This is a genomic window from Staphylococcus sp. IVB6240 (assembly GCF_025558425.1).
Taxonomy (GTDB): Bacteria; Bacillota; Bacilli; order Staphylococcales; family Staphylococcaceae; genus Staphylococcus.
The window spans coordinates 149502-166207 of sequence record NZ_CP094718.1 but is presented as its reverse complement, the minus strand read 5'-3'; the positions used below and the strand labels follow the sequence as shown (position 1 = coordinate 166207).

Annotated in this window: 10 protein-coding genes and 2 pseudogenes; 2 read left to right on the top strand and 10 right to left on the bottom strand. The window is 40.0% G+C overall.

The annotated features are described in order from the left end of the window. Positions 1-145 precede the first annotated feature (145 nt). Together MUA88_RS00785 and MUA88_RS00780 are read right to left on the bottom strand one after the other, a co-directional pair. Complete coding sequence (locus tag MUA88_RS00785; protein ID WP_262605628.1) at positions 146-871, bottom strand: DUF3169 family protein; 726 nt, start codon at positions 869-871, stop codon at positions 146-148. Between the two features lie 170 nt (positions 872-1041). Then, a complete protein-coding gene (locus tag MUA88_RS00780; protein ID WP_262605627.1) occupies positions 1042-1923 on the bottom strand; it encodes a LysR family transcriptional regulator in 882 nt (293 codons plus the stop codon). A 114-nt stretch (positions 1924-2037) separates the two neighbouring features. Here MUA88_RS00780 and MUA88_RS00775 point away from each other — a divergent pair, with 114 nt between their 5' ends. Together MUA88_RS00775 and MUA88_RS00770 are read left to right on the top strand one after the other, a co-directional pair. After that, the gene (locus MUA88_RS00775; RefSeq protein WP_276580969.1) at positions 2038-2607 is read left to right on the top strand and encodes a sugar O-acetyltransferase; all 570 of its coding nucleotides are present in this window, start codon (positions 2038-2040) and stop codon (positions 2605-2607) included. A gap of 12 nt (positions 2608-2619) precedes the next feature. Then, positions 2620-3603 carry an alpha/beta hydrolase gene (locus tag MUA88_RS00770; RefSeq protein ID WP_262605626.1) on the top strand — a complete coding sequence of 328 codons (984 nt, stop codon included), beginning with the start codon at positions 2620-2622 and terminating at the stop codon, positions 3601-3603. Between the two features lie 59 nt (positions 3604-3662). Here the strand turns inward: MUA88_RS00770 and gtfB are convergent, their stop codons facing one another. The 8 genes and pseudogenes from gtfB to MUA88_RS10925 form a co-directional block, all read right to left on the bottom strand. Further along, positions 3663-5006, bottom strand: coding sequence for an accessory Sec system glycosylation chaperone GtfB (gene gtfB / locus MUA88_RS00765; protein ID WP_262604283.1), 1344 nt, complete (start codon positions 5004-5006; stop codon positions 3663-3665). Continuing rightward, complete coding sequence (gene gtfA / locus MUA88_RS00760) at positions 4999-6507, bottom strand: accessory Sec system glycosyltransferase GtfA (protein ID WP_262604282.1); 1509 nt, start codon at positions 6505-6507, stop codon at positions 4999-5001. The genes gtfB and gtfA overlap by 8 nt, the downstream gene beginning before the upstream one ends. A gap of 16 nt (positions 6508-6523) precedes the next feature. Beyond that, positions 6524-8914 (bottom strand): annotated as a pseudogene (secA2, locus tag MUA88_RS00755) (accessory Sec system translocase SecA2). After that, a complete protein-coding gene (gene asp3 / locus MUA88_RS00750) occupies positions 8911-9789 on the bottom strand; it encodes an accessory Sec system protein Asp3 (RefSeq protein ID WP_262605625.1) in 879 nt (292 codons plus the stop codon). Before asp3 ends, secA2 begins: the two are co-directional and overlap by 4 nt. A 1-nt stretch (position 9790) precedes the next feature. Beyond that, entirely contained in the window at positions 9791-11329 is a 1539-nt protein-coding gene (gene asp2 / locus MUA88_RS00745) for an accessory Sec system protein Asp2 (protein WP_262605624.1), read from the bottom strand. Then, a complete protein-coding gene (asp1, locus tag MUA88_RS00740; RefSeq protein WP_262605623.1) occupies positions 11319-12863 on the bottom strand; it encodes an accessory Sec system protein Asp1 in 1545 nt (514 codons plus the stop codon). Before asp1 ends, asp2 begins: the two co-directional genes overlap by 11 nt. Before the next feature lie 10 nt (positions 12864-12873). Further along, positions 12874-14097 carry an accessory Sec system protein translocase subunit SecY2 gene (gene secY2, locus MUA88_RS00735; protein WP_262604278.1) on the bottom strand — a complete coding sequence of 408 codons (1224 nt, stop codon included), beginning with the start codon at positions 14095-14097 and terminating at the stop codon, positions 12874-12876. An 87-nt stretch (positions 14098-14184) separates the two neighbouring features. Further along, a pseudogene (locus tag MUA88_RS10925) lies at positions 14185-15723 on the bottom strand (LPXTG cell wall anchor domain-containing protein); the annotation flags it as partial. Positions 15724-16706 lie beyond the last annotated feature (983 nt).

Here is a 16706-nt window from a genome sequence, read left to right as displayed (position 1 = left end):
TATCTATTTCCCTAAATACGTTTTGAATTTACATTATTTTTTAAATTTAAGTCATTCTCACAATAAAAAAGACAATAATCTTATTAATTATAATTATACTAAGATTATTGCCTTTTAATTTTATGAAATTGTTAACAAACTATGACTATTTGTAAAACTTCCGTACTCTGAATTGGTAACCAAATAGATTGTATGCGAATAAGAAGACTAAAATGATAACACCAAAAGATTGATTAATCCCCGACTCAAGTGAGAAGATACTGAGCAAGAAAATACCAAGAACGATAAACATCGTATTCATTGTATGTACTTTATACATTGATAACAATGTAATATGTTGCTCGCCTTCATCCATCAAATTCAAAAGTTTTTCTGTGTAGTTTTTTTCACCCAATTTTGGGAAACGTGGATCATACTCCTGTACAAAAATGCCATATGGCCACGAACTAACGGATGCTATGAAGAAAATAACAATTACAAATAGTGTCATCGCTGTACCACTATTATTCAGTACAACGAAGAGCATAAAGATAAAACTTAACAATAAATAAACTTGTGTAATCACACTGGTACGCCAAAATAATAATGATATCTGTGATTCTATTTGATCTGTTTCAGTATGTGTATCCGATAGTGTTTGTGTCATTTCTCTTTTCTGTTTTAGAATATGTTTTTGTAACCATAATTGGTAACATAGCAAACCAATTATCATTGCGATAATTGCATAACCAACCATTTTCACTGTTTGATCTTCAGCGAAATGGAGTTCTGTTATAAAGCGAAATCCTTTTGAATCAGCAAAAAGCAAACCAATCATACCACCAATGATGCCGCCGAATAACATGGTTAATATTGTACGCATTACTTTCATGAAACTTCCTCCTTTATGCCATCCCTTTTCAATAATTACTATGATTTATATGTATTGTATAATATACGAGTCAAAGAGACAAGTTCATTTGTCAAAATCGATAGTGTAAGAAAGGTGGAATCAGGAAGTACGTTTTTCTAGTCCCGAGATCAGCTCTGTCTCATTGCCTCTTATATATCTCTCGCAAGGACTGCTTTCAACTTTTCTAAAAAGAACTGTGAACTTGTTGATAGTGGTTTGCCACGTTTCCAGATAACACTAAGTTTCGACGTAATTTTTGGTTCGAATGGTATAAATATTAAGTCTGTACCTGTTGTATTCACAATGCCATCGAGCATCACTGCATGGCCAACTCCCTCTGCCACAAGTAATGAGGCATTATATAACAAATTATATTGCGCCACGATATCTAATGCCGCTTCATCCATGTTCAACTGATCTGCCAACATTCGTGTTGTTCCTTGTTGTGCTGATACGATTAATGGGCGTCCTACCAATTGCGCACCAGTTAATGTCTCATATTGTGCAAGTGGCCCATTTTTTCTCGTCAAAACACCCCAAACGTCTTCATCATGTAGTGATAAAACCTCATACTCAATCTTATTAATCGGTTCAACGATGAGTCCATAATCTGACAGACCATTGTCTAACTGTTCTAAAACTTGTTGCGCATTGCCACTCTGTATATGGAAACGTGTGTTAGGATACGTTTGTTGTACTTCTTTTATCGCTTTCGCAATGGATGTGACGGTGTGAGATTCTGCTAAACCAATTGTCACTGTTCCATATATATCATGACTTGTTGCTAGGTTAGCGGTTGTCATATCAACGAGATTTAAAATATTATTGGCCTGTTCTGCCAAATAACGTCCTTCTTGTGTTAAAGTCATATGTTTGCCTTTTCTCTTAAATAATGTCACACCTAATTCTTCTTCTAACCCTTTCAACTGACGAGAGAGCGTTGGCTGTGTGACATGCAGAAGATTTGCGGCGGCACTGATATTTCCTTCTGATACAACTGTTAAAAAATAACGTAAGACTCTGTTTTCCATCTTCTCACTCCTATGCTTACGAGGCATAAATTTATATTCAATATAGGTATTGGTAATATTTACAGTTTCATTATACGATAATTACACATACTTTTTAACATTGAGCCGACGTATATGATTGATTATTTATGGGATGATACTTTCATTGGTACACCGATTCATACAGACAATCCACTTTTCACAAAGATTCATGAAGTTGTTGATGCGAATGCACCGCACGTTATGGCTTTAAATACACAACAGCATACTCAAGAAGAGAAACGTCAATTATTAGAAGAGATCACAGGACATCCCCTTGATCCAACTGTTCAAGTCAATCTCCCTTTTAATACAGACTTTGGCAAACATATCTCCATTGGTAAGCATGTATTTATTAACAGCAATGTGATGTTTACGGACTTAGGTGGCATTACATTAGAAGACCATGTATTGATTGGTCCTCGTGCCAACTTAATCACGGTCAATCATGACATCGATCCACAGACAAGGCGTTCACTCACCGTGAAACCTATTAGCATTAAACGCAATGCATGGATTGGTGCGGCTGCAACCATTTTACCTGGTATTACCATTGGTGAAAACGCAGTAGTAGGTGCCAATGCCCTCGTCACAAAGGATGTGCCACCTAATACAATTGTCGGTGGCAATCCTGCACGTATTCTTAAAACAATTGAACCATCATAAGGAGGACTTATTATGACAAACACAACAGATCAATATATCACACATACATGGGATAAAGTATTCCCAAAGAGTGATAAAGTCACACATACAAAAGTCACTTTTCCAAACCGCTTTGGCATCACACTCGTTGCAGACTTATATCTGCCTAAAGATGCTGGCGATGAACCCCTACCAGCACTTGCTGTAAGTGGACCATTCGGTGCTGTGAAAGAACAATCTTCTGGTTTATATGCGCAACAAATGGCTGAAAAAGGTTATCTTGCTATCGCGTTTGATCCATCTTATACAGGAGAAAGTAGTGGCACACCCCGTTATATGGCATCACCAGACATTAACACAGAAGACTTCCAAGCAGCGGTCGACTTCCTCACCAATAATCATCTCGTTGATAAAGAGCGTATCGGTATTATCGGTATCTTTGGTTGGGGCGGACTATCATTGAATGCTGCTGCAATTGATACACGTGTCAAAGCAACAGTTGCTACCACGATGTACAATATGAGTCGTGTGAATGCGAAAGGCTATTATGATGCAGAAGACAGCCCAGAACAACGCTTAGAAAAGAAAAAACAACTAAATGCACAACGTACGCAAGACTTTGCTTCTCAAGATCCAGAACTTGCTGGTGGTGTGGTTGATCCATTACCAGACGATGCACCACAATTTGTAAAAGATTACTATGCGTACTACAAACAACCACGTGGTTATCATCCACGTTCATTAAACTCAAATAGAGGTTGGTCTATCACAATGCCCCTCTCATTTATCAACACACCATTGTTACATTATATCGATGAATTAGAAAGTGCTGTACTACTCATTCATGGCGACGCTGCACACTCTTTCTACTTCAGTGAGGATACGTATAAACAACTTAAAGGCGATAACAAAGCATTTCATGTCATTCCAAATGCTTCTCATGTAGACTTATACGACCGTCTCGACATCATTCCTTTCGATATGATTGATGACTTTTTCCAAAAATATTTAAAATAAACACACAAAAGCCGTATCATTCAAGCAATTTAAGCTTGTGATACGGCTTCTTTTTTATGCTAATTAAAAAGCTGTGACATCATATGATTGAAGTCTTTTATGTTGACTTCGTGTACGTGTGCTTTTTGATACATCTGTCGTGCCTTGAAGTAACGTGGCTTGTGCTGAATATCTTTCAATGCTTGTATCAGTTCTGAAACACCTTGTCCTTCTTTACTGAACAAGTTTTCAGGTGCTGTGACAGCCTTATTATGTGCATTTTGTTGATATCCTAAAATAAGCAAGTCATGGTCAAATGCGCTACGGACGGCATTAATAATCTCGCCACCTTCATTGATATCTAAATAAATATCACATGATTGATAGAGTTTGTTCACTGTTCCAATTTCAATGGCAGGGAACAATCTCACATTGTCATAGCGTTCAATGGCCATAAGTTTATCCGACATTTCTGTTACGGCACCAATATGGAATGTCGCATTTGGACAAGCTTCTACAATGGCTTCAATATGCGGCAACTGATCTGAATTCGTCATTGTCATAATGTGTGGTTGCTGTGTATTTTGGCGTTGGTAATCATAAATATAGCCGCCTTTAAAGACATAGTTACGTTCCACTTCAGTCATTTTTTCTGTTAAAACATCGTATTCATGCGCATCTGGTACAACGACACGATATTGTCTTGTATGATTGTTTTCTAACATTGAGGCCATATTTCCCGGGATATTTCCACCACTCTGTTCTTGCCAGAATAAGATATCTTCTCCTGGGGTATCCAAATAATAGCTCAACAAGAATGGTGTCCCTAATGAATTCATGATGATACCTTGCATATCTAATTGCAATACCTTCATAAAAAATTGTAAAAATTGAAACTTACTGTTGAAATGATGCGCTTTACCTTGCCAATTGAGGATGATAGTTTGCGCAACATAGTTTTCATAAATCACTTCATACCCTTGTTGGTCTAAGTATCGACGGAAAATCTTCTTACCATTTAAGTCATAGACCGTCTTCGCAAAGCAAACGCCTTCTTGTGTGTAATGATCTACATACTGCAAGCGGCCTTGCTCATCTAACCATTCTACACGATTGATAATACGTGGCTTTAATCCTTTTTGATATTGAATCTTAGCACGTACTTTTCCCATATCTTTAACGGTTGCTTCAGTGTTGTTGCCTTCAACTTCCCAGTAACGTGGGATATCAATCTGATTGAAGTAACGTGACTTGGCATCGTCTGAGATTTGATAGTTCGCAAAAAAGCGATATGGCGTCACGATCGATGCTGGTAAAAAGCCATTATCTTCCAAAACAACCGTCTCATGCTTGTGACCGGCAAGTTGCAATGTCGTATAGAGTGTTTGTGCTGGATAATCAAAATATTCAAATAGATTAATCATGAGACACCTCCGAAATCAAGTCTTGCCATTGTTGTTGAACGTCAGGTGTTAGGTACGGACGTGCTAATTGATAAGACGTTTTATGCGGTTGCTTTGGTCCATCATTAAAGAATCGAACGATGTGTTCTGCATAGCGCGCTACAATATCCTCCGAACTTTCTTCTTTTACATCAATTGGAATGAGATAGCCGTTCTTCTGATCTCTAATAAATGTTGGATTTCCGTAGTTCACATCAAAACCAATCATACCGAGACCAGAGCCAACCGCTTCTAACAATGTTAATCCAAATCCTTCACTTGTTGATCCTGACACGAACAGTTGATAGTTCGCATAGACATCATCCAACTTCACGTGTCCTTTTAGGTGAATAAAGTCTTGTGCCTGATGCTCTTGAATGATTGTTCGCAGTGCTTCTTTTTGGCCACCTTCACCATAAATATCAAACTGCAATTCAGGTACTGACTTTTTCGCAATGATCGCCGCACGTACAAGCCAATCAATATGCTTTTCGCTGGCTAATCTGGATGCACTAATCATCGAATACGGACGACGTTTAGTTTTAGGGTACTTCAGTTCATGTACACTCCCCACTGGAATCGTCACCACTCTAGGTTTTACATTCAAATACTTGTTAAATTGCTCAGTCAGAATTTGATTTTGTAAGTCTGTGGCTGTGATATAAAAATCAATTTCATCATGCTGCGCAAATTGATATTCATAGTAATTGTTCCATAAGACGTGATCTTCATCTGTCGCATTCACGCTGAAATGTTCGGCATGCACGACGACACCCACTTTGGCATCACCTTTATTTTGTAAAATGGCCTGTCCCACTGCTGAGGCACGGTCAAGAATAACAATATCTTCAGACGTTAACTTCAATTTTTGAATAAAATACGCAATAAACGCTTCACGGCTATATAATTTTTGATCAGGAAAGTCATACAAGTTCGTCTTCCCATCAATATATTCTGTATACGCAACTGTGCCATTCTCGTTATAGAACTGACGCATATACACTTTCGCTGCTTTATCACTTGGCGCATAGTATTCAGAAAAAGTACGCACATAGCTATAAAAATCTTTTCGTACGAGCATACCGTTAATGACAAACTCAGCACGGTCTACAATGTCTTGATCTTCATACTTTAAATAACACGTAATAAAGTTTTGTTCACCAGGAAGGTAGAGACGCTTGATCTTCCCTTCATGTGTCTCATGTTCTACAGATTCATGGATATCGTTCACAATATCAGTCACCGTATATGTTGTTGGTGCCACTGGAATATCCGTAAAGTATTGATACAACCAGATCACTTCATCATCTTTAAAGCCAATATTCTCTGTTAGTGTTTGGATATTCTCATTGTTAATAAACTCTAAAAACACAAACTTCGTCGATACGTTCAGTCCTCTTAGGAGCTTGGCTCTGTAACTTTGAGCATACTCTAAGCCACTACTTGCCCAGCCAATGCCAAAGTTAATATTATAAATTGTCACGTTTCAGATCACCTCTTTAATTTGGAAAATGTATTACGAGATCGCCTTGCTTATCAAATGTCGCCACACTTTGACATAAGTTATGGATGATATGCGTTTTAATGACATCTCGCATGGATTCAAAAGATGCCAATGCAACACGATGGTATTCAAAGATTGCGTTACGCTGTCCGTTTTGTCGATTATTAATACTCCCGCGCAGTTGTTGTAAATGATCGACTTGTTGTATCCAATTGCTATCAATCGCTTTGAGAATCGACTTCTGCACAAATCGCATAAACATGTATGTGTCACCGATAACTTGCTGTTGTGCAGCCAATTGTTGTTCAAATAATGATACAAGATGGGCTACAACGGCTTGCTCACGGTTTAAATCAATCTCTTCTAATTGTCCTGTATATTTGAAACTAATTTGCTGATATATATAATTACGCAAGTTCTCTTCATTATTCAAAGCTTGTTTGCGATACGCTTGTTGAAATACTTCTGTCGCAAGTTGGTGTAATGCCATCTTGTCGATATCCCACTGTTTCAGCACACGATCACGTTCTTCATAAATCATCTCACGTTGCGCACTCAAACTTTTTTCATACTCATTCGCCATTTCTCGCATGGCTACCCCTTGTTCTTAAGATACGCGTTGTGCACGTGTCACGATATGTTTCACACGTTGTTGGAACAATCAACTCTCGTCTAATCCTTGTTCACTAATTCGTTCAAGTTGCTGACTATCCAAGAGCTTACTCTTACCCCAACGCTGAACCACATAGTCTTCTAGGGAAATGTAAATCTGTGATGAACCTGGGTCGCCTTGTCGTCCAGCACGTCCACGCAACTGACGGTCCACACGGCTATTCTCCATATGCTCACTCACAATAACTGCCAATCCACCGAGTTCTTTCACACCTTCTGCTAGTTTAATATCCGTCCCTCGACCTGCCATACTCGTCGCAACTGTGACCGCACCCAATTGTCCCGCTTCAGCAATCATTTGGGCTTCTTTAGCAACGTTTTGTGCAATCAATAAGTTATTCGGAATATCTCTATCGAAAAACTGCATGGAAAAGTACTCTGCCAATTCAGCTGTTCGTGTGATAAGCAAAACTGGACGGTTGGTTTTATACAATTCACAGACACGTTCAATGATCGCTGCATTTTTTGAATCTGTATCTTTAAAAACACGATCAGGATAATCAATACGTTCGATTGGCTTATCCGTTGGTATTTGAACGACAATTTTGCCATATAAGTCTAAAAACTCATTTTCTCCTAACTTACTCGTCCCAGACATACCTGCAAACAATTCAAATTGACGGAAGAGATTTTGAAACGTAATCGACGCCATCGCACTCATGTCTTTTGAGATCTCGATACCTTCTTTCGCTTCAATCGCTTGATGTAAGCCAGATTGTAACTTTGTACCCGGCAGCATTCTTCCCGTCACACGGTCAATCAACACGACTTCTCCATCGTAAATAAAGTAGTCCAAGTTGGATTCAAACAGATATCGTGCACGCAATGCTAGGTTAATATTACGCACTAAGTCGAACATCTGTGCCTCGTATATATTATTCACGCCAAAATAAGCATTCACCGCCGCGATCCCTTCAGGCGTTAACCACACAGCCTTTTCTTTGAGATTCAATTCAAAATGCTGATCTTGTTCTAACGTTTCTACAAATGTCTTTGTAATACCAAATAAATTCGACTGAACACGTGGGGCACCTGAGATCACTAATGGCGTTTGTGCAGCATCAAGAATAATCGAATCCGCTTCATCAATAATGCCAAAATACAGCTCTGGTAAGAACTTTCCTTCTTGGCCATCCGCAAGATGATCGATGAGATAATCAAAGCCGAGACGCCCATTCGTTGTATAAATAATATTATGCGCATAGATGGCTTTTTTCTCACCCGGTTGATATTCATAATCCGGTTCATCTACAAAGCCCAGTGAAATCGTTAGTCCTAACCATTTAAACAATGGCGCCATCTCTTCACAGTCACGCGCCGCCAAATAATCATTCGTCGTGATTAAGTAAGCCCCTTTACTCGTCAGTCCATGTAGGTACAGCGGCATCGTCGCAGTTAACGTTTTCCCTTCACCTGTCTGCATTTCCGGCATATTACCTTCAGCCATTACAATGGCTCCTAATACTTGTACTTCTTTAGGATACATGCCGAGTACGCGCCAACTTGCTTCTCGTGCCACTGCATATTCTTCCGGTAACAAGTCCATCACTGATTCGCCTTGTGCTAAACGTTCACGGAATTCATGTGTCTTCGCTTGTAATGCCTCATCGCTTAAAGCACGACACGTCTCATGCCAGTCATTCACTTGTCGCAATCGTTTAGAAAGACGCTTCAAACGCCTTCCATTAATGACATTTTGAATATATGGTTTCATGACTGTATGCCTCCGTTTAATAATGCTCTATCTAAATCCTGTAAATGGTGGCTCTTATGAAATAAAGGCATTACCAATTGATGTAGTGACTGTAACACTTGGCCATATACATGAACCATTGCCATATCTTGCTCATCCAAATCACCTTCTGAAGTCACCCAAGCTTTTGCATTCAAGGAAATGGCCAGTTGATGCGCCAGTCGATTCGTATCAGCAGTGTAACCAATCATATTTAACGCATATCCACGCGCTAAAGGTTCTAAGCAGGTCACCATCTGTTCCATATCATCCAGTCGTCCATGTTCAATCAGAATGACATTATGCACACCGTCTATCACATCACGCGTCAATCTTTCTTCCCCCACACAAATAACATTCATCGTTGGTGTTTCAGACTGTTCATTCAAAATGGGTGAAATCGTCAAATCAGATTTTGTCACTTCATCTTGTTGGTCTGTAATATGGATTGCTCGAAAATGCACTGATGTTGCCGCTGCATTAATCATTTGTATCTCATAAGAGAACGCCTCGTCAGGGTAGGTTACGTCCATTTCCTTAGATTGAATAATGATATGTTCTAACGCCACACCATTGCGCTTCTTAAAATTGATTTTGAAGTACACGCCACCTGCTGGTTCCACATCAAAATCAAAGGTAAAGCGATACGTGTGTCCATGTTTCAAAATGGGCAGTTGTGGAATTGCCTTATCAGTACTATAAACTGTCATCACCTTCCATTCATGAATCACACATCCAGAAGGCATCAATGCATTTTCAAAGTACGTCATTTGTTTAGTTATCTCTAAATGTGATCCATACATAAAAGTATCAGGCGTGACTTGTGTCCATGGAACCACATGACTATTTTGTTGCATCTTAACGCTCCCTTCCGAATTGACTTTCTAGTATCAGATGATAGAAGTTCACAAACCAACTTGTAATTGTCGGTGAATCATCATTGTGTCGCCCAGGCACACCCCTTTGCATGACACGTGCATGTTGACTACTGAGTATTGGCAGTAACATGTTAAATGCTTCTTTGTCATAGTCATCATGCATCATGTAGGAAATCGCAAAGGTCGTTTGAGAGAAGTCTGCTTGGTTAAAACAACGCCAAAACTTGTCATTCAGTCGCTGTATCGCTGCTTCAGAGAGGTCACCTTCATTTTTACGCAAGACATCGAGTGACGTACCAAAATCATTCGGTCGCACCAATGCCATATTCTTCGCAACAGTTCCGATATTAACTAGAGGTTTACCCACGATAATCGCTGCGGGGTTCAGCTGTGCTCCATAATACAGCGCACCGAACGAGCCCATCGACAGTCCCGACAATACGAGCTCATTATTTTCAAAGCCTAACTCATCCAATCTATTTTGAATGACTTGCTTAATCGCACGTTCATAAGATGGCGAACCGAGATAGAATGCGCCCCCTTCTACACGAGGGTCACCGATTAAAATAAACGGGGCATTCAGTTGGTTCATCATAAAAAAGCCTTCAAAGCCTTCCGCAGAACGATAACCACTAAAATACACATTCAACGGTGGCTTCATATCGCCAGGGTTAAAGTAATGGATAAACTCATTACGTGCTTCATCCGTATAACGTTGGCCACCTAAAATAAATTGTCCCATATCCAAACGTGACCAACGCTTATGAACCGCACCCATTCGTATCGTGCCTGTTCCTTTCGCGCGCATCGTCATAACAATATACGCATCATCATCACGACTTGGAATTTCCAACGGTGTTTGTAAGTCCTCATGACGCAAGACAAATTGTTCATCCACTTGATCTGTTGTACGAAATGGGACGAGACGACAAACAAACTCAATCTCAACATCACCAGATAATGTATATTCTGGCCAAACTTGTATCACTTTATTTTTGTCATAGATGAGATGACGTTGCCACGTTAATAACGGCATCATGGTATCCCCAAACTGTCCTGATAGCACAAAAGCATTATTCCCTTCATAATGTGCTGTTCCATCAAATGATCGAGATGCCATACAAAACTTAGGTGAGATTTTGTCACCATATTGCCCGGGAAATGTTACTGCCTTTAACTTTTCCAATCGTTCCGCATCATCTTTATATATGAACGGTCGAATGATTTGACGTTGAACAATCGGATTTTGCGCATAACCTGTGTCCCAATACGCTTGATCAATGTAGGTTGTGTAAGGTGTACTCAATGTTTCTAAGACTTGAATGAACGCATCAGAAAATGGTGCTTGAACAAAGATAAAATCAAACGATCCTATCTCTGACAAGGCTTCCAGTTTCGCTTCCGATTCCGTTATGACTTGCTCTGTCGTAACAAACTGCCAAAGTGTTTCTGACTGTTGTTGCATCGCATTAGATAAGTCATGGTCTCCTATTTGTAATACTTTAAACTTACGCGTCATTACTTTCACCTTCAATCAATACATCTAGTTGCGCAATAATTTTATCCGACGCATATTGTTTACCTAACTTCATTGCATAAGCATAAGACTGATTCCAATTTTTCAATTGAATTAAGTAAAAGTCTAGTGCGTCCGGCAATTCCGAATCACTTGTTAAAACAATGCCATTCATCCGATGTTGTACATAATCTGTCGCTCGCATATTGATTTGTGGCAAACCAGCACTCAAGCTACTGATCTGTAAGAATAAGTCCGGTTCATGTGACAGATCAATCATCACACGTAACGTCGCAAGTGCTTCAATCACATCCAGTTCAAATGGCACACTTTTCAGTTCCACAAATATCGTTGATTCATCTTCTTTCATCAGTTCTCTCATCACTTCTGATGAGCCATTCGGCTGTTGCAATTGTGTATTCATACTATCCACTTTCTGAACCAACCATTGTGGCACCGTATATTTCTGACGTCGCGTTAACAACGTTAGTCGCAAGGCTGTATCTCGATGCATATAGTCCATGAGTTGATCTAAAATTTGGCCAAGTCGTGCATCTGCCAAGCCATCTATCCATAAGCCAATATATGTTTCATGTAACTGGCTACTGATATTCGGCAATGTTTGCGCATCAAATGGCGTAATGCGCATCAGTTGGTTCGTCAACTGGTGTGTTGCCTGATATGTAGCCAATAGTTGTTCATTTTCCAACGTATCAACAAGCCAATTCGCATGTGGATCCAATGTTTGAATTTGGTCATCCACTGTTTGGTGTCGCTGTTGAAATACAGAATAACAGCGATGATATGAAGAAAAAATCTTTGCGAGCGCCTCATTATGCCGGACATCGGAAGCAATCACCACTGTATCTTGTGACTCAAATGTACGATGGCGATACTGTGTAACATATTCAACAATCACAGCCTCCATAGATGGATAGTGACTTTGTGAAAACATAGATTGATATGGGGCATGAACCGCTACCTCTCCACTCGGTAATGTCACTTCCAGAATCCAATCACCCGTACGTGTTAAATACTGTTGTTTCACATGTGTGCCGACCTCATTGTAAAAATCGATACGCGATATATAACCACGATCATCCACAATGTAACCATACTGCTTTGTCTCAGACTGATAGACATCAATACGAGAGACAAACCCTTCTTGACTAAAGTGAATATTTGCATACCGATCGTCAGGCATCATCGCACGGATCATCGATGGTAAATAGATGAATTCCGTCCCCACTGGCCAATCCAACTGTCGATAGTCAACAGCTTTCGGCGTCGCATGTTGGAACCCTTGAATCTCATCAAAGACAGACCAATATGTCGCATCAAACAATTCATAGCGATGTAAAAATGTGCGTAAGTTGGGCTTATAATTCAAGACAATCAGTTGAAACGGCTGTTCATTTTGATGATGCATCGACATCAGACTAATCATGTCATCGAAAGCGGTTGTCGATGATGTCTCTTCTATCTCACTATGCCACATAGCTTGCTGACTATACCAAGCCGGTATGAAATATTTCATAAAATTCTCCTTACCAATACTTTGTTAAAAAAGGTTTGTATTTGTCGAAATAAAAATATGTTCGAATGGTTTCTGCGATATTGATACTAATATACATCATAATCATCATTTGGATGACGAAATAGATTTGTTGTGAAAACTGTGGAACTAGCAACGAAAAGTACAAAGGTATGCCGATAGTTGCACCAATCATCAGTGCACCTGTCCAGCAGATAATACGTGCTTTATGATTTAAATAATGTTCTGTTTCTTCCCCTGGTGAGACACCTTCAAAATAGTGGCCCGCCTTCAAAAATTCTTTGGACTTCTGTTTCGTGTTAATTAACAACCGTGACAACGCGTAACTTAAAATAACTTGCAATACGATATAAATGGTTACACCTATTGGATGACCAAGTTCTATGATATGAAGCGGTTGATCTTGACCAACAACAAGGTATGCCATCACATTTACTAAACTACTTAATAAGATAAAAACCGATAAACTAATCATAATCGAAATACTGCCGGCAGGATTTAATTTCCATGCGACAAAAGTTTGGGCATTATTTTGCGTGACTTGCATAATATCACGATACGGTAAACGATATTCAACCAGCTCAATGCATAACAGAATCAACATCACCAACATGATCAGACCAAGAATGACGCCCATGATGATGTGATCCATAGACGTTGGGTCTCCATGATGACGAAGTGTTGAACGGATGATACTTAATAAGACAATTGGCATGGCTCCTGCGATACCATAACGAATATTTTGATCCGCTAACCATATCAACAACATCGTTCCCGTCACAATAATCATTAACAGCATCGCAATCGTGGTCCAATCCACTTGCTTCATTTCTACATGACGCGAAATCACAAAAAGACCTTGAACCACACTAAAAGTCAATGCCAGTAACTTTTCTTGATAGTGCTTCTCTTTACGCGTCATCTGCATCATTTTTTCTACATTTTTATAACGCAACAGCATTAAAACGACCATCGCTGTTAACCAAGGACCGAGCCCCAAAGAAAAAATATTGAGATTCTGAATATCACCACCGACATTCGTCACTGCAAGTTCATAAAAAGATTGCTTGCCGTTCTCCATCTTTGACTGACTCAAAATAGGAATACGACTACCCAATATGTATATAAATAAAATCAATAATGTAAATGCTGACCGCTTGTATACAATTTTATATTCGTACTGATGTAAGATGCGATGTAATAAGTTGTTCTTCACGTTAAACCTCTTTTTAAAACATGTTGTCAAAGAGGCAAACACTCATCTAGAGTGCTGCCTCTCCAACGCATGTCATATTATTTATTATTACTTAGACTGTTCTTTCTTTTGCTCTTTTTTAGATCTTTTAAACAATCCTAGTCCTCCAAGTAACGCTGCAACGCCACCCATCAGACCATAGTTATTTTCTGATGCTGCTTGTCCTGTCTCAGGAAGTTCTCCTTTAGCTGAGTCTACCATAGATGTACTATGAGATGCTTGACTTTGTGACATAGACTCGCTTGTGTGCATTGATGTTGATGTACTTGTTGACATTGAACCATTCATACTTGTTGAAGTTGAAGTGCTCATTGATGTCGAAGTGCTTGCACTCATTGACATTGAAGTACTCATGCTTGTTGAAGCTGATGCACTCATTGATGTTGAGTTACTTTCAGAAATTGATGTGCTTTCTGATAATGATGTATTTGTTGATCCAGATACTGATTCGCTTACTGAAGTTGAAACGCTCTCTGATGTCGATGCGCTTGTTGACGCTGAATCACTTTCGCTCACTGATGTTGATGCACTTGTTGATGCTGAATCAGACTCACTCACTGACGTTGACGTACTCATTGACGCTGAAGCTGAGTCACTTACTGACGTTGACGCGCTTGTTGATGTTGAAGCCGAATCGCTCACTGATGTTGATGTGCTTGTCGATGCTGAAGCTGATTCGCTCACTGACGTTGATGCACTTGTCGATGCTGAAGCTGATTCACTTGCTGATGTCGACACGCTTGTTGATCCAGATACTGATTCACTTGCTGAAGTTGAATCACTCATTGATGCTGAGTCACTTTCACTTGCTGATGTCGACGCACTTGTTGATACTGAATTAGATTCGCTCACCGATGTCGATGCGTTTGTTGACGCTAAATTAGATTCACTCACTGATGTCGACGCACTTGTTGATGCTGAATTAGATTCGCTCACCGATGTCGATGCGCTTGTTGACGCTGAAACTGAATCACTTACTGATGTCGACACGCTTGTCGATGCTGAAGCTGATTCGCTTACTGATGCTGAAGCGCTTGTCGATGCTGAAGCAGACTCTCTTGCTGATGTCGATGTACTTGTTGATGCTGAAGCTGATTCACTTGCTGATGTCGACACGCTTGTTGATCCAGATACTGATTCACTCGCTGATGTTGACGTGCTTGTTGATCCAGATACTGATTCACTTACTGATGTCGATGTACTTGTTGATACTGAATCAGATTCGCTCACTGATGTCGACGCACTTGTTGACGCTGAAGCTGATTCGCTCACTGACGTTGACGCACTTGTCGATGCTGAACCACTTTCGCTTACTGATGCTGAAGCTGATTCACTTGCTGATGTCGACACGCTTGTTGATCCAGATACTGATTCACTCGCTGATGTTGACGTGCTTGTTGATCCAGATACTGATTCACTTACTGATGTCGATGTACTTGTTGATACTGAATCAGATTCGCTTACTGATGTCGACGCACTTGTTGACGCTGAAGCTGATTCGCTCACTGACGTTGACGCACTTGTCGATGCTGAACCACTTTCGCTTACTGATGTCGACGCACTTGTTGACGCTGAACCAGACTCGCTTACTGATATTGATGCACTTGTCGATGCTGAAGCTGATTCGCTTACTGATGTCGACGCACTTACACTCTCACTATTCTCAATACTTGTACTTTCTGAGATGCTCTTGCTTGTCGACGCACTTACACTCTCGCTATTCTCAATGCTTGTACTTTCTGAGATGCTCTTGCTCGTTGAGGCACTTACGCTTTCACTATTCTCAATACTTGTACTTTCTGAGATGCTCTTACTTGTCGACGCACTTACACTCTCACTATTCTCAATACTTGTACTTTCTGAGATGCTCTTACTTGTCGACGCACTTACACTCTCACTATTCTCAATACTTGTACTTTCTGAGATGCTCTTGCTCGTTGAGGCACTTACGCTTTCACTATTCTCAATGCTTGTGCTTTCTGACTTGCTTGTCGACGCACTTACACTCTCACTATTCTCAATACTTGTACTTTCTGAGATGCTCTTGCTCGTTGAGGCACTTACGCTTTCACTATTCTCAATACTTGTGCTTTCTGAGATGCTCTTGCTCGTTGACGCACTCATACTTTCACTATTTGCTTTACTTGTACTCGCACTTTGGCTATTTGAAAGACTCGTACTTGCTGACTTGCTTGTCGACGCACTCATGCTTTCACTATTTGCTTTACTTGTACTCGCACTTTGGCTATTTGCAATACTTTGCGAGGTACTTGCACTCTGGCTATTCGCTACACTTGTACTTGCACTTTGACTATTTGCAATGCTTGTTGATGTACTAGCACTCTGACTATTCGCTTGGCTCACACTCGTCGATATAGACCTGCTTGTTGAAGCTTGTGATTCACTAATAGAAATAGATTGGCTTTGAGACGCGCTTGAAATCGGTTCCGTTCCTGGGATTTCTCCTACCAAATTGAAGTAGTTTCCTTGGTTACTTCCATCCTGTGTCGCAAACGGTTTGAATGACCAAGCTGTATCACCAGATGGGTTTGTGATAGGGACTGTAATCT